This is a genomic window from Marinobacter antarcticus, assembly GCF_900142385.1.
GTDB lineage: Bacteria > Pseudomonadota > Gammaproteobacteria > Pseudomonadales > Oleiphilaceae > Marinobacter > Marinobacter antarcticus.
The window spans coordinates 275,844-299,956 of the sequence record NZ_FRAQ01000001.1 but is presented as its reverse complement, the minus strand read 5'-3'; the positions used below and the strand labels follow the sequence as shown (position 1 = coordinate 299,956).

The following is a 24,113-nucleotide window of genomic DNA, read 5'->3' as shown; positions in this document are numbered from 1 at the left end:
GCTTCCTCGACGAGGTCCGCAATCGGGCTGTGGGGCGAATCTTTTTTATACTTTTCATCCCGAAAGCATATCGGGAGACGGGGAGGGTTGGAAACACTGTTTGCTATGCTGGGCAAACAGTGTTTGATGAATCAACGCAGTTATGGGCGGAGAGTCGGGATGCAGCACAAGTATTCATACATGCTCGGTGAGCGGATCTGGCACTTCCGGAATCTGGCGGACCTGATGGCAAAGGCTACTCCGGCCCGTTCCGGTGACCGGCTTGCGGGCGTGATTGCCGAGTCCGCCGAAGAGCGCGTTGTGGCCCAGATGAGGTTGGCGGAGTTGCCACTGAAAGCATTTCTTTCAGAAGCGCTGATTCCCTATGAGGCGGATGAGGTGACGCGCCTGATTCTGGACGAGCACGATGCCCGGGCCTTTCAGGCGGTCGCCCATTTGACCGTTGGCGACTTCAGAAATTGGCTGCTCAGCGATCACGCGACACCTGAGGCGCTTGTGAGCCTGCGGCCCGGCCTGACGCCGGAAATGGTGGCGGCCGTGAGCAAGCTGATGCGCAATCAGGACCTGATTCTGGTGGCCCGAAAATGCCAGGTTCAGACCGCTTTCCGAAACACCATTGGTTTGCCGGGACATCTCTCGACACGGTTGCAGCCAAACCATCCCACCGACGATATTGCCGGCATTGCCGCGAGCATTCTTGACGGACTTCTTTACGGCAGTGGCGATGCGGTGATCGGCATTAATCCGGCCACCGATAATGTGGCTCAGGCCACCAAGCTGATGCGGATGATGGATGAGGTTATTCGCAAATACGACATTCCGACCCAGTCCTGTGTCCTGACCCACGTAACCAATACCCTTGAGGCGATTGAACAGGGTGCCCCGGTGGACTTGGTGTTCCAGTCGATCGGGGGCACCGAAGCCACCAACAGCAGTTTCGGGTTTAACCTGTCCACGCTCCGGGAGGCCCAGGATGCCGCGCTCTCCCTGAAACGGGGCACGGTGGGGCAGAACGTTATGTATTTCGAAACCGGCCAGGGCAGTTCCCTGTCGGCCGACGCTCACCATGGGATTGATCAGCAAACCTGTGAAGCCCGCGCATACGCTGTCGCCCGCCGGTTTAATCCGTTACTGGTGAACACCGTGGTCGGGTTTATCGGGCCCGAGTACCTGTTTGATGGCAAGGAGATTATCCGGGCCGGGCTGGAAGACCATTTCTGCGGGAAGCTTCTGGGTGTGCCGATGGGGTGTGACATCTGCTACACCAATCACGCGGAGGCGGATCAGAACGACATGGACAACCTGCTGACCCTGCTTGGGGTGGCAGGCTGTACTTTCATCATGGGCATTCCCGGCTCTGACGACATCATGCTCAATTATCAGACCACCTCCTTCCACGATGCCCTTTACGCGCGCCGGGTTCTGGATCTGAAGCCGGCGCCAGAGTTTGAAGCCTGGCTCGACCGGATGAAAATCTTCGAGGACACCTCAAGGCACGAGCCGAGCGCCGCATTGCCGACTGTCTTCCAGAATAGCCTCAAGGGTTTAACCCATGACTGACAGTAACAAGGAACTGGTCACAGAGAATGTCTGGCGGACCTTGCGTCGTTACACCGATGCCCGGATTGGGCTGGGGCGGGCCGGAATCAGCCTGCCTACCTCTGAACTACTGGCATTTCAGCTTGCCCACGCCCGGGCGCGGGATGCGGTACATTTTCCACTGGATGTGAACCGGCTTGTCGAGTCCATGAAAAATATGGATAGAGTGAGCGCGCTTGGGGCGCCGGTATTGCTGCACAGCCAGGCTGAAGATCGCTTCACGTATCTGCAGCGGCCCGATCTGGGCAGACGTTTGTCCGAGCAGGGGCGTGAACGTCTGATGGCGGCTGAGCAGTCGGAAGCCCGGGCATCTGATATTGCCATCGTTATCGTAGACGGGCTGTCTTCTTCCGCAGTCCAGAACAATGTGATCCCGTTTCTGGACCGCTTTCTCAATGACCTGCAGCGCGAGCGCCTGGACTGGCAACTGGCGCCCCTGACGATCGTGCAGCAGGGCAGGGTTGCCATCGGTGATGAGATTGGCGCTCTGCTCAGGGCGAGAATGGTGGTGGTGCTGATCGGCGAACGGCCAGGGCTTAGCTCGCCCGACAGCCTCGGGATCTACCTCACGTTCAGGCCGGAATCAGGCCTTTCCGACGCTCGCCGGAACTGTATTTCCAACATCCGGCCCGCCGGACTCAATTTTGAAGATGCCAGCCAACGCCTTCTTTACCTGATTCGCGAAGCCGATCGCCTGAAGCTTTCGGGGGTCGACCTTAAAGACCGGACAGAAGAGGTGGTCATCGAACAGGACCGAATCAGTAACAACTTTCTGGCCAATTGAACAAAGGCTCGGCTTTGCTGGCGGCTGAGCTTTACTGGCCGGAAAAAGCGGCTGGTCGCTTGGCGAGAAACGCCGATACGCCTTCCGCGAAGTCGGCTGTTTCGGTGGCCTTCAGAAACGCCTGTCGCTCGGCTTCCAGGTGGACTTTGAGGGGGCTGCCATTGGCATCATCCATCAGTCGGCGGAACGCACCAAAAGCCCGAGTCGGCCCATTGGCGACCCGATTGACGGTGGCCGCCAGAACCTCATCAAATGTTGCTTCCGGTGACACCTCGGTCACCAAACCCAATTGTTTCGCTTCGATTGCGCTCAGGGTCCGCCCAAGCATCATCATTTCCGTAGCGCGTGCCGATCCGATCTTGTGGGGCAGAAACCATGTGCCACCGCAGTCAGGCACTGTGCCTATCCCGTTGTAAGCAACCAGGAATCGGGCGTTTTCCTCGGCGACTATAAGATCTGCCATCAGTGCAAGGCTCAGACCCGCACCTGCGGCAGCGCCCTTAACGCCTGCGATCACCGGAGCGTCCATGCTTCGCAATTGAAGAATGGCCGGAATCAGTGCATCAAGCATTCCGTTCACAGCGTCACGGGCCCGATCGGGGGAGCCGGACATGCTGGCTACATCGCCCCCCGCCATGAATGCACGCCCTGCGCCAGTCAGGACCACGCATCGAAGCCCGGGTGTGTGAGCCAGATCCTGGATTGCACGGCGAAGGGCCTGGGCCATGGGGACGTCAATGGCGTTAAGAACCTCCGGCCGGTTAAATGTCAGAGTGGCTACGCCGGTCTGTTCATCAAATGCCGAGATCACCGGGCTGTCTGTCATGGTTGGGAATTCCGTTGCTGAGAGTGTTCTGATAACTATAGAACAGACTGCCTTGGTTTTTATGATGAAAGTAGGCTACTTTAAGTTTGATTCAGGAGATTAACCTGACGTTGACGTAAACAACAACAATCATAATCTGCCGATGTGCGGGGAATAATGTCCAGTATCCTCGAAATTAATAATCTTTCGCTCTCGTTCGGTGGTGTGAAGGCGTTACAGGATGTGAGCTTCCGCGTACCGGAAAATACCGTAACCACAGTGATCGGTCCGAACGGTGCCGGCAAGACATCGCTGTTTAACTGCATCTCCGGGTTTTATAAGCCCCAGCAGGGCACTATTCGTTATCAGGGCGATGTGCTCGCTGATATCAAACCGCCAGCCCGCGCCGCTATGGGTCTTGCGCGTACCTTCCAGAATATTGCTCTGTTTCGGGGTATGACCGTGCTCGACAACATCAAACTGGGGGCGCACGTACATATGAAAAGTGGCCTGCTGGGTTCCCTTGCCTATTTCGGTGCGGCTCGTCGCGAGGAAATGGCCGTGCGCAAGCACGTAGAACAGCACATTATCGATTTCCTTGAGATCGACCACATACGGCGCCAACCGGTAGCCAGTCTTTCTTATGGGCTTCAGAAACGGGTTGAACTGGCCCGCGCCCTGGCCATGCGGCCCAAGGTGCTGATGCTGGATGAACCCGTCGCCGGGATGAACCGGGAAGAAAAAGAAGATATGGCGCGGTTTATTCTCGATATACGTGAGGAGTGGGGCGTGACCGTGCTTATGGTTGAGCATGATATGGGTATGGTCATGGATATTTCCGATCATATTGCCGTGCTCAACTTTGGCCAGGTGATTATGGAAGGCCTGCCTGCAGAGGTGCAGAACAATCCGCAAGTTATCGAAGCGTATCTGGGCACCAGTGATATGGACAGCCTGCGCAAAAAGCTTAACTCCGAACGCGAGGTGGCTTGAATGGATTGGTTGTTTTTTGGGGAGATCAGCCTTGCAGGCTTGGCCATGGGTGGTCTCTATGCCCTGATCGGGCTGGGTTTCGTGATCATTTACAAAGCCACCCGGGTCATTAACTTCGCCATCGGCGAGATCATGATGTTCGCTGCCTACCTGTTTTTGACCTTTGCCGGAGGTATGGAAATGTCACCCTGGGTGGCGCTGCCGCTAGCGGTGCTTGGTGGGAGTATTCTGGGTGGTGTGATCGAAAAGACGATGATCCGGCCAATGCTGGGGGAGTCGTCAATTTCGGTCGTGATGGTCACTATCGGTATTGCCAGTATTCTGGTGGGGCTGGTAGAGCTTATATGGGGCGCAGACCCTCAGCTTCTACCGGGCTTTCTTCCGCGCAAGCCGGTGTTCATCGGCGAGATGTATCTGGCACCTAAAATTGCCTACGGCTTCCTCATTGGCGCCGCACTGCTCATCGTTTACCTGCTGTATTTCCGTTTTTCCCGCGGTGGCGTGGCGCTGCGGGCCACCGCCTCGGATCAGGCTGCGGCCTATTCCATGGGCATTAACGTGCGCCGGGTGTTCAATATGGCCTGGGTGTTTGGCTCGCTCGCGGCGTCGCTCGCGGGCGTACTGGTCGCCGCAACAGGTGGGCTTAGCCCGCAGTTTGGTGCCATCGGCCTGAGTGTTCTGGTGGTGGTGATTGTTGGAGGGCTCGACAGTATCGTCGGTGCGCTGGTTGCCGGGGTATTTATCGGTTGGCTGGAAACCGTGGCAGGCGCTTACCTGGGTGGGGAGTACCGTATGCCGGCTACGTTCGCGGTGCTGGCAGTCATTCTGGTTTTCCGCCCTTACGGCCTTTTTGGCACCCATGAAATAGAGCGAGTGTAAGATGCGCATCGGTGACGCCAAACAGAGTTATGAGGCCGACGAGGCCATCTGGACCAGTTCCACACAGAAAATCTGGTTCGCGCTTTTCCTACTTACGCTTCTGATTTTTCCGTTTATGGCCGATTCCTACCTGTTGTATCTGGGGTGTCTGGTCGGTATTGCGGTTATCAGTACTACGGGGCTGAACATACTGACCGGATTTACCGGCCTGATTTCCCTCGGTCAGGCCGGCTTCATGGGTGTCGGCGGTTATACCGTGGCCTGGTTATCCCTGAACACAGCATTGCCTTTCCCGGTAACGCTCATGCTTGCCGGGCTGCTGGCGGCCGCGGTTGGTATTCTGGTGGGGCTTCCCTCCCTCAGAGTGAAAGGGCTCTATCTGGCGATTGCTACGCTGGCAGCCAGTGTTTTCCTGCATTTTATCTTCGCCGAGTGGGAATCGGTAACCGGTGGTATGGGAGGCTTGAGCCTTGAGCCGGCGCACCTGTTTGGGCTGACGTTCCAAAGTGATTTTGCGATGTACTTCATCATTGTGCCGCTGGCGGTACTGATGGTGCTTGCCGCCAAAAATGTGTTCCGCACCCGCATCGGCCGGGCGTTTATCGCTATCCGGGACAGGGATATTTCGGCCGAAATTCTTGGCATCAACCTGCTGCATTACAAGCTGATGTCCTTTGCGCTCAGCTCATTTTATGCTGGTGTTGCCGGTGGCCTGTTTGCTTATTTTTTCCGGGTCGTCACACCAGAAAGTTTTCCGCTCTCCATGTCTATTTTCTATCTGGCGGCCGTCATTGTTGGCGGCATGGGTAACTTGCTGGGCGGAATCCTCGGTGCTGCCTTCATGACGCTGATTCCGGAAGTTCTCAAACTGCTTACCGCAGCCCTGACACCGTTTTATCCGAACGCACCGATATTCATGTCGCCAATGCTCGAAATCATCTTTGGCGCGCTGATTGTTGGTTTCCTTATTTTTGAACCGCACGGGCTGGCGGAGATCTGGCACCGCATTCGGCGCTTTTTCAGTTTATGGCCCTTCAGGAACTAGTGGATTTAACAACAAGAAGCCGCAAGGAGAATAAACATGTTCAAAAGCATCCTCAACAAAGGTCGCAGGCTCGCAGGTATCGGTAGCATTGCCGCTGCTCTGGCGGCAGCGGCGCCCGCTATGGCACAGGATAAAGAACCCATTGTATTTGGTGGGTCCATACCTCTGTCTGGCGTTTTCGCTTTTGCCGGCGTGCACATTCATGCCGGCTTGACCGACTATACAAGCTGGATCAACAGCCAGGGCGGGATCAACGGCCATCCGGTGAAGTATGTAATGGAAGATACCGGCTATGAAGTGGACCGTTCCGTGGCCGCATTCAAGAAAATCACCGGCAGTAACAAAGTTCCGGTTTACTACGGTGACAGCACCGGGTTCATGAAAACAATCGCCTCGGAACTGAACAGCAGAGGCACCACGCTGATGAGCGGTGCATCGTTTGCGACCGCGCTGACGGACAATGAACAGTACCCGTATCAGTTCATTCCCGGCCCGAACTATAGCCAGATGTTCGGCATCATTCTTGAGTACATTGCGACCCAGGGCAAAGATGGCGAGATGCCTACCGTTGCATTTGTATACAGCGATACCGAGTTTGGCAAAGACCCTATTGAAAGCGGCAAGGCCAAAGCCGCCGAGATGGGTATCGAAGTCGTAGAAGAGATTGTCACCAAGCCCGGCAGTGTGGATGTGTCTGCAGAGATACTGAAGCTGCGCCGGGTGCGCCCCGACTTTGTGGTATTCCACGGCTATGTGCTATCGCCCATAAACGAGTTCATGGTGCAAATGCGGCAGATGGGTCTGGATACCCAGTTTATGGGCACCTTCTGGTCTTCTGACAAACTCATCATCAACAAGATGGGTGCAGATGCTGATGGTTATATGGGGGTTATGCCCTACAACTATTATGACAGCGCTGAAGGCGGACCGATGCTCGACGCACTGCGTGCCGAGGCAGAAAAGAGTGATCCGGATGCTGGCTACCGTCCGACCGGTTACATGCAGGGTTGGTTTAACGCGATGGTCTGGACTGAGGTGATCAAGCGCACCATGGATGCGGGCAAGGAGCTGACTGCCGAGAACATGGCCGAGTCTCTGGCTTCAATCAAGGACTGGGACACCGGCGGCATTATCGGTATTCCGGTTTCGGTGCAGGACATGTCGTTCCCGGTTGGTCGTATCTGGCGCGTGAACGCTAAAGAAGCCCGCTATGAACCGGTATCTGACTGGATTCACCTCGACTGAGACGCTGTATGGAAGCCTTGCTGGAAATCGATAATATAGAAGTGGTTTACAACAAGGCGGTGCAGGTTCTCCGGGGCCTGTCACTGCGTGTTCCCCATGGCGCCATTGTGGCGCTGCTGGGGTCCAACGGTGCTGGAAAATCCACGACACTGAAAAGCGTGTCGGGGCTGCTGGCTCTGGAAGACGGCGAGGTGACAGCCGGAGAGATTCGCTTCAAGGGCCGTCCTTTGAAGGGAGTGGCGCCGGAAAAGCTGGTTCGCAATGGCCTCTTTCATGTAATGGAAGGGCGCCGCGTATTCGAAGATCTGACCGTTGAGGAAAACCTCGTTGCGGCAACCTATGCGCTCAGTGGGCGTAAGAATTCGCTAAACGATTCCTACGAGCTGGTCTATGACTATTTCCCTCGCCTCAGGGACCGCCGTAAGCAACTGGCTGGTTACCTGTCTGGCGGGGAGCAGCAGATGCTGGCGCTTGGCCGTGCGCTGATTGCACAGCCAGAACTGATCATGCTGGATGAGCCATCTCTTGGCCTGGCTCCGCAGCTGGTTGAAGAAATTTTCACCATTATTGCCCGTATAAACCGGGAACAGGGCACCGCAATATTGCTGGTGGAGCAAAATGCGGCCGTGTCTCTGGCGATCGCGTCTTATGGCTACATCATGGAAAATGGAAAAATCGTGATTGACGGCCCTGCGGATAAGCTTGCCACCAACGAGGATGTGCAGGAATTTTACCTCGGGGTTGGAGGCAAGGAGGGAGAGGCCCGCAGTTACCGGGACATCAAACACTACAAACGCCGTAAGCGGTGGCTATCATGACAACACCGCAGGTTCGCGATCTTACGCTTGTCCAAATGCTCCGTGCCCACGCAAAAGAACGCCCGGACATGCTGGCGCTTCGCCAGAAAGATTTCGGTATTTGGCGAGCCTATTCCTGGCAGGACTATTACCAGCGGGCCCGACACTTTGGTCTGGGTCTGCGTGCGCTCGGTCTTTCCGAAGGTGGCCACGTTGCCATTATTGCGGAAAACAGGGTGGAGTGGGTCATCGCGCAGATGGGCATCGGCCTGGTAAAAGCTATCTGCGTGGGGGTTTATCCCACCAGCCCCTGGAACGAAGTCGCCTATGTGCTTGAGCACAGCGATGCAGAAATGGTGGTGTGTGAAGACCAGGAGCAAACCGATAAGGTGCTGGAGGCCTGGCCCCAGTTGCCGCAACTCAAGCACAACATTGTTATCGATCCCAAAGGATTGCGTTCCTATCCGGCGCCGCCGTCCTCGTTTGAAGAAATCGAGACCCTGGGGCGGGAGTTTGAGCAAAGTCATCCTGAGCTGATTGACGAACTGCTCGATAGCCAGCAGATGGATGATATCGCCCTGATGATCTATACCTCCGGCTCGACTGGCCGGCCCAAAGGCGCAATGATCAGCTGGGGCAACTTGCAGGCCGGTGCGCCCGGGTTGATAGAACTGTTGGGGGTGGCGCAGCAGAGTACCAGCCTGTCTTATCTGCCGCTGTGCCATGTGGCCGAGCAAGCGCTGACCAATATAGCGCCTGTCTATGTGGGCAGTGCGGTGAGCTTTGGTGAAAGCCTGCGCACGATTCAGGAAGACCTTCGGGAGATTGCGCCGACGTTTTTCCTGGGTGTTCCGCGAATTTGGGAAAAGCTCCATTCCGCTATTTATATCAAAATGCAGGAGACGGGCGGTTTGCGACAGCGGCTTTTTGCCCGCGCGATGAGCGCCTGTGAGCCTCTGGCGACCAAGCCAAAGGCCCAGTGGAGCGTGGGGGAACGGCTTACCTACAGTATTTATTATTGGCTGGTGTTCCGTGCTCTGCAGAATTTTATCGGGTTGCGCCGTTGTTCCATCGCGCTTACCGGCGCGGCCCCGATTTCAACAGGCATTCTCCTGTTTTTCCGAACCCTGGGCGTGCCCCTGGTTGAGGTATACGGCCAGACCGAAAGCACGGGTGTAGCGACGGCCCAGCGCCCGGACAATGTTTGCCTTGGCTCTGTCGGCATAGCGGTTGCCGGGTTGGAGGTAGCTTTGGGGGAGCAAAACGAGATCCTCATGCGCGGCGGCACAGTATTCAAAGGCTACTACAAGAACGATGAGGCAACGGAAGCCACCCTCAGGGAAGGCTGGCTGCATACCGGCGATGTCGGTGAGTGGCAGGAAGGGCAGCTGAGAATCGTCGACCGGCTCAAGGACATCATGATTACCGCCGGGGGTAAGAATCTGTCGCCCACGGAAATTGAAAACACGATCAAGGCTAGCCCTTACATCAAGGAGTGCATTGTTGTTGGTGAGGCCCGCAAGTATGTTTCAGCGTTGATTCAGGTCGATTTTGAAACAGCCGCAAAGTGGGCAGAGCAGGAACGGATTGCCTACACTACTTTCCGCAGTTTGACGGAACTTGAAAAGGTGCAGGAACTGATTCAGGCAGAGGTAAGCAAGGGCAATGACAGGCTGCCACAGGTGGCGCAGATCAAGCGTTTCCATCTGCTGAGCAAAGAGCTGGATCACGATGATGATGAGGTGACCGCCACTATGAAAGTGCGTCGGAGCAAAATCTATGAGAAATACGCAGACGTGATCGAGTCGTTATATAGCTGAATTGTGCTCTGTCAAGGCTCGAACGTGAGATTTCAGAGGGAATACTGAGCAGGATAGCTTGCGAACGACCTAGATCAAGTCGACTTGACGGAATCTATGGTTTGCTAAGCCTTTTCTGATTGATAATGCCCTCCACACAACTTTTGAGCCAGGTATCATGACTGAAATCTGTAATTCCGAAACGCTACCCCCGCATCGGGGTCTTCACAGTGTTATTGCCCATCGCAATATGGCAACGAGAATGGCACTGATCATTTTTGGGCTTTTTGCCTTCGGATGCAGCACTTTTGCCAGTGCTGCAGAGTCCGGTATCCAGAGCCTCACGAACCACCCGGTTGGCTATCTCGCGATTGCGATCTTTGTTATCGCCTATGCATTCGTAATGCTTGAGGAAAAGCTGCACCTGCGCAAGTCTAAACCGGTGCTGCTGGCGGCAGGCCTGATCTGGTTTCTGGTAGCCGGCGCGGCGGCCATGAGCGGTGATACTGAAAGCGCCAATGCGGCACTGAAACGCAACCTTCTGGAATACTCTGAGCTCTTATTGTTCTTGCTGGTGGCGATGACTTACATAAACGCCATGGAGGAGCGGCAGCTTTTCGACGCGCTTCGTGGCTGGCTGGTGAACAAGGGCTTCAGTTATCTGAGTCTGTTCTGGATTACCGGCTTGCTGGCATTTTTTATCTCGCCTATCGCCGATAACCTGACCACTGCGTTGTTGATGTGCGCAGTGCTGATGAAGGTTGGAGAAGACAGCCCGCGCTTTATCGGGCTTGGTTGTATCAATATTGTGATTGCGGCAAACGCTGGCGGGGCATTTTCCCCGTTCGGTGACATAACAACCCTGATGGTTTGGCAGAAGGGCGTGGTTGAGTTCACCGAGTTTTTCAGGCTGTTTATTCCAGCTGCGGTCAACTTCCTGGTGCCGGCTGTGATCATGAGTTTTGCCGTTCCGAGTGAGCCACCTAAGGATGCGACGGATCCGGTGATCATGAAGCGCGGCGCTCGCCGCACAGTTGCGTTGTTTCTGCTCACCATCACAACAGCGGTGCTGGGTCACAACTTTCTGCATCTGCCCGCAGTGGTTGGCATGATGATGGGGCTTGCTTACCTGCAGTTCCTGGGCTACTACCTGCAGATCAGTTTCAAGCGGGGGGTCGCTCGTGAGCGAGTCTGGGCTGAAAACCACCAGAATACCCGCCTGCTTGAACGACTCGACAAAGCTGTACCTTTTGATATTTTCAACCCGATGGCCCGCACAGAGTGGGATACACTGCTATTTTTCTATGGTGTTGTGCTTTGCGTGGGCGGGCTTGGCTACATCGGTTACTTGTCTGAGGTATCCCAGCTACTGTATGCCGACTGGAACGCGACGGGCGCGAATATTGCAATCGGCGCTATGTCGGCCATCGTTGATAACATTCCGGTGATGTTTGCCGTGCTCTCGATGGAACCGGATATGTCCCATGGCCAATGGCTGCTGGTCACGCTTACTGCGGGTGTTGGTGGTTCTATGCTATCAATTGGCTCAGCGGCCGGAGTGGCGCTTATGGGGCAAGCCCGGGGCTATTACACCATCATGACGCACCTGCGTTGGACACCGGTGATCATGCTTGGTTATGCGGCGTCCATCGCAACGCACCTATGGCTGAATGCCAATCTGTTCTGAAATGCTTTACACGGAGCCCGTTTCGGGCTCCACGCTTCAAATCGCTCTGCTCCGTCTGTATCAGCGCATGGTTTTCAGGGCTGTGGCCCATTTTTCCAGCTCAGCCAGCATCGCGGTGGCTGAAGGGTCGATCAGATCGTTGGAGTGGAACACCTTATTGTCGTCCAGCTGATTCCACGCCATGGGTACCATCACGCCTTCAACCATTGGCATCATCTTCAGAGTTGTGACCAGCTGACGAGCCAGTGCTGCGGCACGTACACCGCCGGCTGCTCCGCCATAGCTTACGAACCCGCACGGCTTGTAATTCCACTCGTTGTAAACGTAATTCAGCGCGTTCACAAAGGCCGGAGGCGGGCAGAAGTTGTACTCAGGCATCACAAATACATAAGCATCGGCAGCGTTTACGCTTTCCGACCAGCTTTTGGTGTGCGCGTGCTCGTAAATGCCTGAGCGTGGATGATTGGCTTCGTTGTAAACCGGAAGGTTGAAATCAGCCAGGTCTACCAGTTCGCAGTCAAAGTTGGAGCTGGTTGCGGCAAATTCCCGAAACCAGGTCGTTATGGACGGGCCTATGCGACCGGGGCGGGTGCTGCAGGTTACGATATTCAGTTTAAGGGCCATAAAACAGTGTCCTGAAGGAAAGTAAGAGTGAGCTTGAAGCCGGGGCTTGTTTGTATAACTTCGAACTTAGACTCCCGGGCGGGCGCGATCAAGCGGAGCATTCTGAGAGAGATGAACAGAGAATCCGATCAAGTTCGCAAACAGGCCTGTTGTGTAGAGCAAGGTGTTGTCCAGGACAAAGCCGACATCTCTGACGCGGCTGGCCAGAAAGAGCTCTCGCCGCATGGCTGCGAGCACTTCAGCTGAGCATTCGGTAAAGCCCAAGGCGTTCATCCTGTCGATGACCGAGCAAGATTTGCTGGTCGCCAACGGCTGCATGGAAGCCATTGAGCTTGCGTTACGAGTAGTGACAAAGCCCGAAGGTACCGTGGCTATAGAAACGCCCGCATACTATGGCACTGACAGACAACACTTATGGAACGGTTTCATTCACAGAGGGCCAAGTCACTCGGCTGCACGAGATTTTTCCTGACGGTGTCTGCGACTACAGTCAGCCAGATCAGGGGCGTCCTGCTGGTTGAGCGGTAAGCGGAAGAGTCAGGCTGACTCTTCCGCCACTATTGCACCGTTATTAGCCGCATTTTCTTCGATCAGTCCGCCGAAGCGGCGATAAAAGCCTGGTGTAGGCCCGGGCAGTGGGCCTGAAGCATTTTCCAGCAGATTCGCCAGGTGCTCATCGGAGCGGCTGTATATCGCCCGGTAGAGGTTGCGACATAGCTGTTTGGCGCTGCGTCCTTCCCAGCCGCCCGGTAACAGTTCATCTGGCAGCAAGGGGTCCCGCAGCAGTATTTTGCGATACTCGTGAATCAGCAGGATGCGCGCGGTAACGCAGTCTTCAGGGTTCAGGTTGTCGTTGGAGCTGAGCTCCCGCCAGAGTGGCCGGAACTTTTCCAGGAAGCGCTTGTACCGAAAGCCCAGCTCGTCCAGGTTCCAGCTTTCCTTTACCTGCCTGCGCAGAGCCCTCGGGCTTCGCTGTTCAAGAGGCTGGGTCTGCATCACGATGGTGTCTTCCAGTGCGCCCCACTCCTGAAGCAGTGGGACCAGTTCGTGGCGTGTAAAACGCGGGTGTTCCATAACACCTGAGGCCATGCTGCCGAAGCTCAGCCATTTCAGCTCTTCGCGCACTTTGGCGCGGGTTTCCGTTTCCAGTTGATTGAGGAATACCAGGCACCAACTGCCATTCCAATCGTCTGTGCCGAGTGCGTATACATGCTCGAACGCCTGCTGGAATCGTCTCAGTCCTGCACCGGTAACGCTGTAATAGCTGCACCGACCCACTTTTTCAGTTTGTAACCAGCCGTCTTGAACCAGCCGGTAGACTGAGGTGCGGACAAGCCGCTCGCTCACGCCCATCGGGGTCAGGAGTTTCATCAGGCTGCCCAGCCAGACGTCACCGCCTCGCGGGTGCATAATGTCGCCGTAGGTTGTGATGATCAGAGATCCCGCGCGTAAAGGGCGCTTGTGCTGGAAGTCCCGGATCAAGCTCTCGAGTTGTTGTTTTGCAGACATGGTTCTCTTATCTCTTCAAGACTTTCCGTCATGTTGTTCCTGCTGGCTTGACGGCGTTCGGGCGATCATTATCCCCGATACAGCCATCGGGTAAAGCTGCATACATTCAGAGCGGGTAAGAACAGCTCTGTTGCACAAGCCTGCTGCTGGCGGAATGTGCCGGATGTTCAAGAGGAAGTGTCAAAAGGGCACTTATGTACTAATACATTGGTATCGATTGTTGTAAAAGTTATGTACCTGAATGCAGTCCCCAGTTGACACTGGCTTAGTGATACAATATTTTCCATTGATATCCGTCAACGGTATCGTATTATTGAAGTGGCGGATAGTTAGTAATGGCAGTGATAGACGAATGTCTGTCACGCTGCGCTGAAAACGGGGCGCTGTAAAGGCACACGTGATACGGAAAAGTGTAGCCCTTGCAGAAAAAATCGTTCTGTTTTCGGAAATTCGAGGGCCTATAAAACTAAAACGCCCTGACTAAACCTGGGAGAACAACAAAAATGTTCAAAAATATCACTCGTCGTGCAAGCAAGTTTGCGGCCATTGCAGCGGTCGGCATGCTGGCAATGAACGTTCAGGCCGCTGAGCCTATACGTATTGGTTCCTTTCTTGCAGTTACTGGTCCCGCCTCTTTTCTGGGCGATCCGGAGCTGAAAACCATGGAGATGTACGTTGAAAAAATCAACAAAGACGGCGGCGTGCTGGGCCGTCAGCTCGAGCTTATTCATTACGATGACGCAGGCAACGCTGCCAAAGCACGTAACTTTGCAAGCCGCCTGATCCGGTCAGACCGGGTAGATATTATTGTAGGCGGAAGTACCACGGGCGCCACCATGGCGGCCGTACCGATGGTCGAGCAGGCGCAGATTCCGTTCATTTCCCTGGCGGGTGCTGTGGTTGTTACCACCCCGGTTAAAAAGTGGGTTTTCAAGACCCCGCAAACCGACCGTATGGCGGCAGAGCGCATCCTGAAAGATATGCAAGAGCGCGGCCTGACCAAGGTTGGCCTGATTTCTGGCACCGGTGGCTTTGGCAGTTCCGGGCGCGAGCAAACCCTCGCAGTGGCCAAGGAAATGGGTGGGATCGAGATTGTTGCCGATGAAACCTATGGCGGTTCAGACACCGACATGACGGCGCAGCTCACCAATATCCGCGGCACTGAAGGTGTGCAGACAATTCTTAACTTCGGCTTTGGCCAAGGCCCGGCCATCGTAACCCGTAACTACGCCCAGCTGGGTATTGAGCTTCCGTTCTATCAGTCTCACGGCGTTGCCTCTGATGGCTTCCTCGAGCTGGCAGGTAGCAGTGCTGAAGGCCTGAGATTGCCTGCGTCACCGTTGCTGGTGCCGGACTCCCTGCCAGAGTCTGACCCGCAAAAGCCGGTGGTTGAGGCTTATAAGAGTGAGTACGAAGCTCGCTGGGACTCCAAGGTGTCTACCTTTGGTGCCTATGCCTATGACGGCCTGATGCTTGCGGTTGAAGCTATCAAAAAAGCCGGCAGCACAGACAAAGCAGCTGTGCGCGATGCTCTTGAGAGCATTCAGGGCCATGTGGGCGTTACCGGCACTTTCAATATGTCAGCCGACGACCACAACGGTCTGCAAGCCGATTCCTTCCGCATCCTGGAAGTACAGGATGGTAGCTGGAAGCTGATCAACTAAGCCTGTTTTCATCCGTACCACAGGCTGGCGGCGACCCTTAGGGATTGCTGTCAGCCGCTGCGCGAGCGGACCTGATTATGTTCTCTGAATTCCTGCAGTACCTGTTTACCGGTATCACCATTGGTGCCACCTATGCCCTGATCGCTTTGGGCTTCACCCTGATTTATAACGCCAGCCATGTGATCAACTTTGCCCAGGGCGAGTTCCTGATGATTGGCGGTATGGCAACGGTATCCATGACAGCTATGGGTGTGCCGATGCTGCTCGCGATTGTACTTGCTGTGGCTCTGGCAGGTCTGTTGGGCATTGCCCTTCAGCGCTTTGCCATTGCGCCCGCCAAAAATGCGGATGTGGTTACACTGATCATTATTACCATCGGTGCGTCTATTTTTATTCGTGGCCTGGCCCAGCTGATTTGGGGCAAGGAATACCACGTTATGCCTAATTTCAGCAGCGACGAGCCGATTGAGATTTTTGGAGCCGTGCTGAACAACCAGAGCCTTTGGGTACTGGGTGTTGGCGCGGTTCTTGTTGCGGTGCTGGTGTACTTCTTTACCCGCACGCTGACCGGCAAGGCGATTCTTGCTACCTCGATGAACAAAGATGCTGCTCGCCTGGTGGGTATCCGTACCCAGGTCGTTCTGATGCTGGCATTCATGGTGTCAGCGTTGCTGGGCTCCATAGCCGGTATTGTGGTGGCACCGATTACCTTCACCTCCTATGACATTGGCATTATCCTCGGGCTGAAAGGCTTTGTGGCAGCGGCCATTGGAGGCCTCGGCAGCGGTATGGGTGCCGTAGTCGGCGGCCTGGCTCTTGGTGTGGTTGAAGCCATGGCTGCGGGTTATCTGTCGTCTGACTACAAGGACGCAGTGGCCTTCTCGATGATTCTTGTGGTGCTGTTCTTCATGCCCCGAGGCTTGTTTGGCGCCAAAGTTGTGGAGCGGGTGTGATGATGGCTCGATTTTCGCAATCCCGTCTAAAAGGCTTGGTGTTTCTGGCCATCGTGGTGTTTGCAGTACCACTGTTCATCTCCAACCCGTTTCATTATGGCCTGGCCACGCAAATCGCGCTGATCGCGGGAGCGGTGGTTGGACTTAACCTGCTTGTAGGCTTTGCTGGCCAGATCAGCCTTGGGCATGCGGGTTTTTTCGGGCTCGGTGCTTATTTCAGCGCCCTCATGACCAGCAATTACGGTTGGTCTGCAATTCCTGCCTTGATAGTCGGCGCCATTGTCGTGGCTATTATTGCCTGGGTTGTCGGTCGCCCGATTCTGCGCCTGAAGGGCCACTATCTTTCCATGGCTACCCTCGCGGTGGGCTTCATTATCGCGATTATCCTGAACAACGAGCGGGAAATAACCGGTGGGCCGGATGGCATGCCGGTGCCCCCGTTTGATGTGTTCGGCTGGGAGCTCAGCGCCTTTGGCCAGTATTCCCTGTTTGGCATGGATATCAGCGGTGACCTGGCCTGGTATCTGTTCGCGGGCGTGGTGCTGCTGGCAGCGGTCTGGCTGGCCCAGAACCTGATTGATTCTCCTATTGGCCGGGCCTTGCGCTCCGTTCACGGCTCGGAAGTCGCTGCCAGTGTGGTGGGTGTGAATACCGCAAAATACAAAAGCCTGGTATTCGTAATCTCAGCGGTATACGCCAGCGTGATGGGTGCGCTCTACGGGCATTTTCAGGGCTTTATTACGCCCTCTGTGGCCAGTTTCGACTTTTCCATTCTGCTGATCACTATGGTGGTTCTGGGTGGTATGGGCTCGACTATCGGAGTAATTATTGGCGCTGTGGTACTGGAACTGCTGCCGCAACTGCTGGCTGATTTTCAGGAGATGGAAATGGTGTTGTTCGGCCTGATCCTGATGCTGACCATGATCTTCATGCCCAAAGGCTTACTGCCAACTGCCGCTAATTTCCTGAACAAACGACGCTCCAAGTCTGCCGGAGGTGACGCATGACCGCTCTGGTGGAAGTTAATAAACTGTCCAAGGCTTTTGGTGGCGTACATGCCGTAGAAGGTGTGAGTTTCTCGGTGGATGCGGGCCAGGTGTACTCGGTTATCGGCCCCAACGGTGCCGGTAAAACCACGTTGTTCAACCTGATCACAGGTCTGTATACGCCCACCGGCGGCGAAGTGAAGCTGAACGGCGAAAGCATCGCGAAGCTTGAGCCTAATCAGCTGGCAGAACGGGGCATGTGTCGCACGTTCCAGCAGATGCAGATCTGTATGAACATGACGGCCATTGAAAATGTGATGCTGGGCCGGCACCTGACCCTGAAAAGCAATCTGTTAACCACTCTGTTCCGTTTGCCTGCGCTCACTCGGGGTGAAAAAGCCGCGCGGGAGAAGTCAGCTGAATTGATGGAGTTTGTCGGTTGTGGCGAGTACCTCAACACCGAAGCCTCAGCGATGTCTTATGGCGCGCTGAAACGGCTGGAGATTGCCCGCGCTCTGGCGGCGGAGCCGAAAATCATTCTTCTGGATGAGCCGGCCGCTGGCCTGAACGCCGTGGAAACCGCTGCGCTGGAAGAGCTGATCCGCAAGATTGCCGAGCAGGGCATTACCGTGATGCTGGTAGAGCACGACATGAAACTGGTGATGGGTATTTCTGACCGTTTGCTGGTGCTTAACTACGGGCGCGTACTGGCGGAAGGCACGCCGGAACAGATTCGTGCAAACCCGGACGTGATCGCAGCCTATCTGGGCGGTTAAACGGAGCGAGGGATAACCATAATGACACAAACACCGACCAACGTTGCGTCTGAAGACAGCTACAGCCTGCAAGCCATCAGTACGATTGTTCAGGAACATCAGGCCCTGTGGCGCATACTGGATTTGCTGGATGAGCTTCAGCACGACATGAACATCAATGAACAGCAGCCCGATGAAACGCTGTTTAATAACATCTTCGATTACGTTCAGCATTTTGCCCGGCGTGTGCACAGTTCTCCCGAGGAGATAGTGCTGTACCGCGTGCTGGGAGAAAAGTCGCCGGAAACCAAACCGCTGCTGGATAAGCTCGCTCACGGCTACGTGATTGGCGACCAGAAGATCAACGAGCTGCGCCATCTGCTAATGGTATGCATGGAGCGCTGGCCTGACGGCCGGGAGGACTTCAGTCACGCGCTGGCACGGTTTACCGAAGCCTTGCGCAAGCACATCAAAAAAGAGGAAGGCGTTGTCATACCCCGGGCCCGCAAACTTCTGAGTGAAGATGACTGGCACCTGATTATTGAATCCCGTGACCAGGCTAACGATCCGCTGTTTGGCGAGCGGGTGCGGGATGAATTCCGCGAACTACGTCATCGCATCGTGAGCTACACGCCGGAGCGCCTGGGTGGCCTGGGGCTGCATCACGCGCCGCGTAGGACTGCACAGCACGCCACTGAGGAAATGCTGACGATCAAGGGCCTGAAAACCTCCTATGGCCAGATCGAAGCGCTCCACGGCGTTGATATTCGCATCAATAGCGGTGAAATCGTTTCCCTGGTTGGCGCCAACGGTGCGGGCAAGTCGACACTGCTAATGACGATCTCTGGCCTGCAGCCGACAGACAGCGGCAGCATTACCTTCGAGGGTAAAGATCTGCTGAAAATTACTACGGATCAGCGGGTTGCCAGTGGCATCGTTCAGGTGCCAGAAGGCCGGCAGGTATTCAAAGATCTGAGTGTTGAGGACAATCTGCTGTTGGGCGCCTACACCCGTGGTCGCAGTCCGGAAGTGGAAGACGACCTTGAGCGCATGTATGAGAAATTCCCCATACTGCGGCAGAAACGCCGCAACCTGGCGGGCGAACTGTCTGGCGGCCAGCAGCAGATGCTGGCCATGGGTCGGGCGCTGATGGCAAAGCCCAGGCTGTTGCTGTTGGACGAGCCCAGCATGGGGCTGGCGCCGCTGATCATTGAAGAGATCTTCAACATCGTCAAAGAGCTTAAAAACGAAGGCATCACCATCTTTCTGGTGGAGCAGAATGCCTCCCAGGCGCTGGCGCTTGCTGATCGTGGTTACGTGCTGGAAACCGGCCGAGTGGTAATAGAAGGCTCTGGCCGTGAGTTGCTTAGTAATGAGAAAGTACGTGAGGCTTATCTGGGGATGTGACGGGGTGCATCTGTGTCAGCCCGGTATCCGGGCTGACACAGATGCAGTAAGCGCAGCGGTTGTTGATTTTCACCGCCGCCTTGATCACAGGGAGCGGCGGTACAGGGTTCCATCGAAGAACGTGGCAAGCTCATCAGCGTCACTAAATGAGAGCACCTGCGAAACATAATGGTCCGGTCGCACTACGACAACGGCCCCGTTTCTGTCGATACCGCGGGTTTCGAAAATGTCGACTTCCGGATCGATAGCGTAGACCTTTTCATAGTCAGTCACCTGGAAGGGCCCCACCTTTGGCGCAAAAACGGCCGGTATGTTCGGGCCAAATTCGATCTCACCATGGGGTTGTTGGTAGATCACCTTGACGTCGAAGATGCTGTCCAGATCCCAGCCCTCGGGGGTGTACTTCACAACCGGCGAGTCGGGTGAGCTGGATAGCCATTCCGCCCAGGCGGACAAACGGGAATCCTCTCCGGGGCGCGCCTTGTCCGCGAAGGCATAGATCCGCCAACGGCCGTCGGCGGTAGCATGGTGACCCAGATGGACATCATTACCATCACAAACGCGCGTCACCCGCTCCGATTTGAACCGTTTGCCAACGGGGAAGCCAGTGGCCAGGTTCTGATGTTCTGTGGTGCCAGTAATCATCGACTCTGTGTACTCGGTCATGAAGCCCGCCGGAAATTCCGCGGTTTTGACATAGAAATCTGAAAGTTCTTTCGGATCCTCGAACTCCTCTGCGGGCTTGGCCATCAAGCTCGACCATTCCCGATCGAAGTCGATCAGGTTCTGCGCGACAACCTGGCGTTCACTCGAATAGGTACTGAGCAGAGATTCGGGCGCGATGCCGGAGAGCACATGGCCCAGCTTCCAGGCGATGTTCCAACCATCCTGCATGGACACATTCATGCCCTGGCCAGCTTTGGCGCTGTGGGTGTGGCAGGCGTCACCGGTGATAAATACCCGCGGAGCCCGGGAGCCTTCTTCGCCGGGGGGCACATCATCGAATTTGTCGGTCACTCGGTGGCCAACTTCGTAAACGGCGTACCAGGCGCAGTCCTTCACTTCCAGGGTATAGGGGTGCAGGATCTGGTTGGCCTTGGCGATGGTGGTTTCCAGGGTGGTCTGGCGTACCTGCCGGTTGTCATCCTTGGCGACTTCGCCGAGGTCGACGTACATCCGGAACAGGTGACCGCCTTCGCGGGGAATGTGCAAAATACTGCCGCCAGTTGATGACTGAATGGCACACTTGGTGCGAATGTCCGGGAAGTCGGTGTTGGCCAGCACATCCATGACACCCCAGGCATGATTCGAGACCGCGCCGATATGCTTGCGGCCAATCGACTCACGAACGCGACTGTGAGCGCCATCGCAACCGACGACGTATTTGGCTTTCACCGTGCATTCCTGGCCTTCTTTATCGCCGGCGGTATGGCGCAATGTTACTTCGACGGGATAGTCCTCGCCGTCGTGAATCGTCAGCCCCACGAATTCCAGACCGTGGTCGGGGGTCAGCCGGGCGGGGGCGTTTCTGGCGAACTCGGCGAAGTAATCGAGAACCCTTGCCTGGTTGACGATCAGATGGGGAAACTCGCTGATTTCACCGGTGGCGTCATCCGGGGCCACCGAGGAGCGGGTAATGTGCGCCGGGTTATTGGCGTCCGGGGCCCAAAAGGCCATCTCGGTAATACGGTAGGCCTCGGCGGTGATTCTTTCGGCAAAACCGAACGCCTGGAATGTCTCGACACTGCGTGCCTGGATGCCATCGGCCTGGCCGATTTCAAGTCGTCCGGGTCGCCGCTCGACGATTCGGGTAGTGATGTTCGGGAATTTCGCCAACTGAGCGGCGGCAATCACGCCGGCCGGCCCGCTGCCGACGATAAGAACATCCACAAAATCCGGTAGCGCCTCGGGGCGATCAATGCCCGTGCCAGCCGCCTCCTCGACTCTCGGGTCGGTGGATACGTATCCGTGATGGTGAAACTGCATTGTTACTTCTCCTTTTTGTTTTTTAGGTCCGGCCGGATGATACCGGGACTGGTTGGCTCTGCTTCTTATTGGTAATCCGCTTTTTTATCCGTATGTGATGGCCTTCGAGTCGTTACCCGAACAATAACTTTGATAATGATCCATGAAAGACTGACTCAATTATGCGGAGTGAAGCTTGTGCAGGAAATGTATAATTCTGGTTTATTATTGCACTTTTCTATATTTAACCCGAGTTATCCCAGCTCACCACCGCCCCGTGTTGTTGATCAAAAAGCAATCAATAATCTGTGCCAGGTTGAATCAGGACCAAGCCGCAGGCTGTCGCGTTAGCGCCAGTGCCGCCAATGAGTTGCAGGTGACCAATACGGCCTGCAGTTGCAGGCCGTTATAGCGTCCGATGTTTACCCTCAGATGCGGCTTGAACCAGGAATAAAGGACTCGGTGACCGAGGCCTGCGGAGCAGGAACCTTATCGCCGCTGACCTGAGATACCGGGAATACGGCGTTAATCTGGCCAGTTCCTGAGCTGCCGAAGTAAGGGGTCAGTACTTCCGCTTTCTGGTCGTATTCGGACCAGCCCAGTGCGCCCAGCAGCATGGCGGTGTCGTGCATAAAGCCTTCACCGTGACCTTTTACGGCGTATTCGGGCAGCATTTCACAGAAGTCTTCCCACTCGCCGTTTTCCCACATCCGAACCACACTGTGATCCAGGCGTTCCAGGAACGGAGACCAGGTCTTGGTGGCGAACTTCGGTGCCTGACCGTTCTGGGCAAAGCGATGAGACAGCGAGCCGCTGGCAAAAATAGCCACGGTGCCATCATAATGCTCTTCGATCGCCTTACGCATTGCCCAGCCCAGGCGGGCACTGTCATTCAGGTAGTGCACGGTACACATTGCAGAGACCGAGATCACCTTGAAATGGCGGTCTTCGTTCATATAGCGCATCGGTACGAGAGTGCCGTACTCAGGATCGAGGGTGGTCTTGTCATGCGCCAGTGTTTCCACGCCCTGAGCATTGCATTCGGCGGCCAGCAGTTTGCCCAGCTCAGGGTTCCCGTCGTATTCAAACTTCATATTGGAGATGAAGTGGGGCAGTTCACCACTGGTGTAGTTGCCTTTGAAGTGGGCGCCACAATTGATGTGGTAGTTGGCGTTCACCAACCAATGGGTATCGAATACGACAATGGTATCCACGCCCAGTTCGCGGCAGCGGCGCCCGATCTCGATATGGCCGTCGATGGCTTTCTGGCGAAAGCCCTTCTGCGGGCCGTCCAGCTCGGACAGGTACATGGATGGTACATGCGTGATTTTTGCAGCTAATGCGAGCTTACCCATGAGGTTTTCCTCTTTTGTCGTTGTGGGTTTCCATAACCATTATCAGGCAGTTCTGTCGTGTCTTCGGTGCCAGGCGCTAAAGTGTGCCAACAGGGCGATTATAGGGGCTACCAATATGCATCCGAATATCAGTGTAGTGTTATGTTCCAGCAGGACAGGCACCAGCTGGGCGATGGCGGCACCGGTTACTAGCTGAATAAAGCCCATCAGTCCTGATGCGGTTCCGGCTGAGCTGTCACTGCTGTTGATGGCTGCTGACTGGGCGTTGGGTTGGCTTAGACCACGGCCGAATATAAGCAGCGCCATCGGCAGAAACAAGCCGGCAAAGCTGAGCTGATGGAGCACTGACAGGCCCATCAGCAAGGCCGCTCCTAGCAGTGAAATCAGGTTTCCGCTGAGTATCATCTGGTCAACACTGAACGCCTGTGCCAGGCGCGTTGACAGAAAACTACCCGCCATGAAGGCTAGCGATACAATCAGAAACCAGCTTCCGAACTGGGCCGAGTTGCCTCCTAGCTGATCCGTCACAATGTAAGGGCTGCTGCCAACAAAAAGATAGAAAGCTGCCGCCACTGCCGTGGTCGAGAGCACATAACCCAGATATTGCCTAGAGCCTAGTACGTCTCGATAGCGCTCAAGAATGCCGCGAAGGTGCAGGCTGTCACTGCGCACGTTGCTGGTTTCGGGTAGCATCCGCAGAGCCAGCAGCCAGACCAGAGCACCCATGAAAACAGATAGATAAAATATAGAGTTCCATCCGCTCCATAGGTTCAGATAACCACCGATGGTTGGTGCGATCGCCTGCGCAATGGCAATGGCCATAACCACATAACCCATGCGGCCAGCTGCACCCTGACGGCCATGTACATCAAGAATGATGGCGCGAACCAGTGCCATGCAGGTGCTGCCGCCCAGCGCCTGCAGGACGCGCCCAACAATCAGCATATCAACGCCATCAGCCGAGGCAGCAAACAGGCTGCCAACAGTGTGCAGACCAAGGCCGGTCAGCAGCACCTGCCGACGACCGAAATAGTCTGCCAGCGGTCCGGTGATCAACTGTCCGATTGCCAGTGTCAGCAGATAGAAGGTGAAGGTCAGCTGAATGGTGGCAATATCCGCATCCAGCGCAGCGGCTGCATCAGGCATCGCCGGCACGAAGGCATTCAGGGCCAGCGGGCTGGCCATGGCGATCAATGCCAGCAGAGCAACAGGTGGTGTCGGTTTCAACGTATCTCAGCCGTTTAGGCAATCGACGCAGCCGC

The 24,113-nt window shown here is 55.6% G+C and carries 22 protein-coding genes and 1 pseudogene; 16 read left to right on the top strand and 7 right to left on the bottom strand.

From position 1 onward, the window contains the following. Positions 1 to 159 precede the first annotated feature (159 nt). Positions 160 to 1,560 (top strand): ethanolamine ammonia-lyase subunit EutB, encoded by a 1,401-nt coding sequence (locus BUA49_RS01440; RefSeq protein WP_072795022.1) that lies wholly within the window; start codon positions 160 to 162, stop codon positions 1,558 to 1,560. After that, the gene (eutC, locus tag BUA49_RS01435) at positions 1,553 to 2,383 is read left to right on the top strand and encodes an ethanolamine ammonia-lyase subunit EutC (RefSeq protein WP_072795021.1); all 831 of its coding nucleotides are present in this window, start codon (positions 1,553 to 1,555) and stop codon (positions 2,381 to 2,383) included. The genes BUA49_RS01440 and eutC overlap by 8 nt, the downstream gene beginning before the upstream one ends. A 31-nt stretch (positions 2,384 to 2,414) precedes the next feature. Here the strand turns inward: eutC and BUA49_RS01430 are convergent, their stop codons facing one another. After that, complete coding sequence (locus tag BUA49_RS01430; RefSeq protein ID WP_072795020.1) at positions 2,415 to 3,209, bottom strand: enoyl-CoA hydratase/isomerase family protein; 795 nt, start codon at positions 3,207 to 3,209, stop codon at positions 2,415 to 2,417. A 156-nt stretch (positions 3,210 to 3,365) separates the two neighbouring features. Between BUA49_RS01430 and BUA49_RS01425 the strand changes: the two genes are divergently transcribed. From BUA49_RS01425 to nhaD, 7 genes are all read left to right on the top strand, one after another. Next, positions 3,366 to 4,181, top strand: a complete 816-nt coding sequence (locus BUA49_RS01425) for an ABC transporter ATP-binding protein (RefSeq protein WP_072795019.1) — start codon at positions 3,366 to 3,368, stop codon at positions 4,179 to 4,181. Continuing rightward, positions 4,182 to 5,060 (top strand): branched-chain amino acid ABC transporter permease, encoded by an 879-nt coding sequence (locus tag BUA49_RS01420; protein WP_072795018.1) that lies wholly within the window; start codon positions 4,182 to 4,184, stop codon positions 5,058 to 5,060. Position 5,061: 1 nt separating this feature from the next. Continuing rightward, on the top strand, positions 5,062 to 6,105 hold the full coding sequence (locus tag BUA49_RS01415) for a branched-chain amino acid ABC transporter permease (protein ID WP_072795017.1): 1,044 nt from the start codon (positions 5,062 to 5,064) through the stop codon (positions 6,103 to 6,105). Positions 6,106 to 6,141: 36 nt separating this feature from the next. Beyond that, the gene (locus BUA49_RS01410) at positions 6,142 to 7,350 is read left to right on the top strand and encodes an ABC transporter substrate-binding protein (RefSeq protein ID WP_072795016.1); all 1,209 of its coding nucleotides are present in this window, start codon (positions 6,142 to 6,144) and stop codon (positions 7,348 to 7,350) included. Positions 7,351 to 7,358: 8 nt separating this feature from the next. Further along, positions 7,359 to 8,168, top strand: a complete 810-nt coding sequence (locus BUA49_RS01405; RefSeq protein ID WP_072795015.1) for an ABC transporter ATP-binding protein — start codon at positions 7,359 to 7,361, stop codon at positions 8,166 to 8,168. Further along, positions 8,165 to 9,967 (top strand): AMP-dependent synthetase/ligase, encoded by a 1,803-nt coding sequence (locus BUA49_RS01400; protein WP_072795014.1) that lies wholly within the window; start codon positions 8,165 to 8,167, stop codon positions 9,965 to 9,967. Before BUA49_RS01405 ends, BUA49_RS01400 begins: the two co-directional genes overlap by 4 nt. A 241-nt stretch (positions 9,968 to 10,208) precedes the next feature. Next, positions 10,209 to 11,633 (top strand): sodium:proton antiporter NhaD, encoded by a 1,425-nt coding sequence (nhaD, locus tag BUA49_RS01395; protein WP_217650392.1) that lies wholly within the window; start codon positions 10,209 to 10,211, stop codon positions 11,631 to 11,633. A 60-nt stretch (positions 11,634 to 11,693) separates the two neighbouring features. Here the strand turns inward: nhaD and BUA49_RS01390 are convergent, their stop codons facing one another. After that, positions 11,694 to 12,257 (bottom strand): NADPH-dependent FMN reductase, encoded by a 564-nt coding sequence (locus BUA49_RS01390; protein ID WP_072795013.1) that lies wholly within the window; start codon positions 12,255 to 12,257, stop codon positions 11,694 to 11,696. Positions 12,258 to 12,323: 66 nt separating this feature from the next. After that, on the bottom strand, positions 12,324 to 12,584 hold the full coding sequence (locus tag BUA49_RS01385) for a CSS-motif domain-containing protein (protein WP_072795012.1): 261 nt from the start codon (positions 12,582 to 12,584) through the stop codon (positions 12,324 to 12,326). 65 nt (positions 12,585 to 12,649) lie between these two features. Between BUA49_RS01385 and BUA49_RS18220 the strand changes: the two genes are divergently transcribed. Next, positions 12,650 to 12,778, top strand: coding sequence for a DUF6351 family protein (locus BUA49_RS18220; RefSeq protein WP_407656650.1), 129 nt, complete (start codon positions 12,650 to 12,652; stop codon positions 12,776 to 12,778). A 16-nt stretch (positions 12,779 to 12,794) separates the two neighbouring features. On the opposite strand, the gene paaX is transcribed toward BUA49_RS18220, so the two are convergent. Then, on the bottom strand, positions 12,795 to 13,766 hold the full coding sequence (paaX, locus tag BUA49_RS01380) for a phenylacetic acid degradation operon negative regulatory protein PaaX (RefSeq protein ID WP_072795011.1): 972 nt from the start codon (positions 13,764 to 13,766) through the stop codon (positions 12,795 to 12,797). Positions 13,767 to 14,269: 503 nt separating this feature from the next. Here paaX and BUA49_RS01375 point away from each other — a divergent pair. From BUA49_RS01375 to BUA49_RS17890, 6 genes and pseudogenes are all read left to right on the top strand, one after another. Then, positions 14,270 to 15,430 carry an ABC transporter substrate-binding protein gene (locus tag BUA49_RS01375; protein WP_072795010.1) on the top strand — a complete coding sequence of 387 codons (1,161 nt, stop codon included), beginning with the start codon at positions 14,270 to 14,272 and terminating at the stop codon, positions 15,428 to 15,430. A gap of 77 nt (positions 15,431 to 15,507) precedes the next feature. Beyond that, positions 15,508 to 16,383 carry a branched-chain amino acid ABC transporter permease gene (locus BUA49_RS01370; RefSeq protein WP_072795009.1) on the top strand — a complete coding sequence of 292 codons (876 nt, stop codon included), beginning with the start codon at positions 15,508 to 15,510 and terminating at the stop codon, positions 16,381 to 16,383. Then, positions 16,383 to 17,390: a branched-chain amino acid ABC transporter permease gene (locus tag BUA49_RS01365; RefSeq protein ID WP_072795008.1), complete on the top strand. Its 1,008-nt coding sequence runs from the start codon at positions 16,383 to 16,385 to the stop codon at positions 17,388 to 17,390. Before BUA49_RS01370 ends, BUA49_RS01365 begins: the two co-directional genes overlap by 1 nt. Further along, positions 17,387 to 18,145 (top strand): ABC transporter ATP-binding protein, encoded by a 759-nt coding sequence (locus tag BUA49_RS01360; protein WP_072795007.1) that lies wholly within the window; start codon positions 17,387 to 17,389, stop codon positions 18,143 to 18,145. Before BUA49_RS01365 ends, BUA49_RS01360 begins: the two co-directional genes overlap by 4 nt. A gap of 21 nt (positions 18,146 to 18,166) precedes the next feature. Further along, positions 18,167 to 18,616 (top strand): annotated as a pseudogene (locus BUA49_RS17895) (hemerythrin domain-containing protein); the annotation flags it as partial. Positions 18,617 to 18,826: 210 nt separating this feature from the next. Beyond that, a complete protein-coding gene (locus BUA49_RS17890) occupies positions 18,827 to 19,531 on the top strand; it encodes an ABC transporter ATP-binding protein (protein WP_228704458.1) in 705 nt (234 codons plus the stop codon). An 84-nt stretch (positions 19,532 to 19,615) separates the two neighbouring features. Here the strand turns inward: BUA49_RS17890 and BUA49_RS01350 are convergent, their stop codons facing one another. The 3 genes from BUA49_RS01350 to BUA49_RS01340 all read right to left on the bottom strand — a co-directional run bounded on the left by BUA49_RS01350 (position 19,616) and on the right by BUA49_RS01340 (position 24,078). After that, positions 19,616 to 21,517, bottom strand: a complete 1,902-nt coding sequence (locus tag BUA49_RS01350; protein ID WP_072795005.1) for an FAD-binding monooxygenase — start codon at positions 21,515 to 21,517, stop codon at positions 19,616 to 19,618. 407 nt (positions 21,518 to 21,924) lie between these two features. Continuing rightward, the gene (gene hpaD, locus BUA49_RS01345) at positions 21,925 to 22,851 is read right to left on the bottom strand and encodes a 3,4-dihydroxyphenylacetate 2,3-dioxygenase (RefSeq protein ID WP_072795004.1); all 927 of its coding nucleotides are present in this window, start codon (positions 22,849 to 22,851) and stop codon (positions 21,925 to 21,927) included. Between the two features lie 42 nt (positions 22,852 to 22,893). Further along, a complete protein-coding gene (locus BUA49_RS01340) occupies positions 22,894 to 24,078 on the bottom strand; it encodes a multidrug effflux MFS transporter (protein ID WP_072795003.1) in 1,185 nt (394 codons plus the stop codon). Positions 24,079 to 24,113 lie beyond the last annotated feature (35 nt).

Bases quoted from the DNA above. Each gene is read 5' to 3' on its own strand.
- BUA49_RS01440 (WP_072795022.1), top strand. From the start codon at position 160: ATGCAGCACAAGTATTCATACATGCTCGGTGAGCGGATCTGGCACTTC.
- eutC (WP_072795021.1), top strand. From the start codon at position 1,553: ATGACTGACAGTAACAAGGAACTGGTCACAGAGAATGTCTGGCGGACC.
- BUA49_RS01430 (WP_072795020.1), bottom strand. From the start codon at position 3,209: ATGACAGACAGCCCGGTGATCTCGGCATTTGATGAACAGACCGGCGTA.
- BUA49_RS01425 (WP_072795019.1), top strand. From the start codon at position 3,366: ATGTCCAGTATCCTCGAAATTAATAATCTTTCGCTCTCGTTCGGTGGT.
- BUA49_RS01420 (WP_072795018.1), top strand. From the start codon at position 4,182: ATGGATTGGTTGTTTTTTGGGGAGATCAGCCTTGCAGGCTTGGCCATG.
- BUA49_RS01415 (WP_072795017.1), top strand. From the start codon at position 5,062: ATGCGCATCGGTGACGCCAAACAGAGTTATGAGGCCGACGAGGCCATC.
- BUA49_RS01410 (WP_072795016.1), top strand. From the start codon at position 6,142: ATGTTCAAAAGCATCCTCAACAAAGGTCGCAGGCTCGCAGGTATCGGT.
- BUA49_RS01405 (WP_072795015.1), top strand. From the start codon at position 7,359: ATGGAAGCCTTGCTGGAAATCGATAATATAGAAGTGGTTTACAACAAG.
- BUA49_RS01400 (WP_072795014.1), top strand. From the start codon at position 8,165: ATGACAACACCGCAGGTTCGCGATCTTACGCTTGTCCAAATGCTCCGT.
- nhaD (WP_217650392.1), top strand. From the start codon at position 10,209: ATGGCACTGATCATTTTTGGGCTTTTTGCCTTCGGATGCAGCACTTTT.
- BUA49_RS01390 (WP_072795013.1), bottom strand. From the start codon at position 12,257: ATGGCCCTTAAACTGAATATCGTAACCTGCAGCACCCGCCCCGGTCGC.
- BUA49_RS01385 (WP_072795012.1), bottom strand. From the start codon at position 12,584: ATGGCTTCCATGCAGCCGTTGGCGACCAGCAAATCTTGCTCGGTCATC.
- BUA49_RS18220 (WP_407656650.1), top strand. From the start codon at position 12,650: ATGGCACTGACAGACAACACTTATGGAACGGTTTCATTCACAGAGGGC.
- paaX (WP_072795011.1), bottom strand. From the start codon at position 13,766: ATGTCTGCAAAACAACAACTCGAGAGCTTGATCCGGGACTTCCAGCAC.
- BUA49_RS01375 (WP_072795010.1), top strand. From the start codon at position 14,270: ATGTTCAAAAATATCACTCGTCGTGCAAGCAAGTTTGCGGCCATTGCA.
- BUA49_RS01370 (WP_072795009.1), top strand. From the start codon at position 15,508: ATGTTCTCTGAATTCCTGCAGTACCTGTTTACCGGTATCACCATTGGT.
- BUA49_RS01365 (WP_072795008.1), top strand. From the start codon at position 16,383: ATGATGGCTCGATTTTCGCAATCCCGTCTAAAAGGCTTGGTGTTTCTG.
- BUA49_RS01360 (WP_072795007.1), top strand. From the start codon at position 17,387: ATGACCGCTCTGGTGGAAGTTAATAAACTGTCCAAGGCTTTTGGTGGC.
- BUA49_RS17890 (WP_228704458.1), top strand. From the start codon at position 18,827: ATGCTGACGATCAAGGGCCTGAAAACCTCCTATGGCCAGATCGAAGCG.
- BUA49_RS01350 (WP_072795005.1), bottom strand. From the start codon at position 21,517: ATGCAGTTTCACCATCACGGATACGTATCCACCGACCCGAGAGTCGAG.
- hpaD (WP_072795004.1), bottom strand. From the start codon at position 22,851: ATGGGTAAGCTCGCATTAGCTGCAAAAATCACGCATGTACCATCCATG.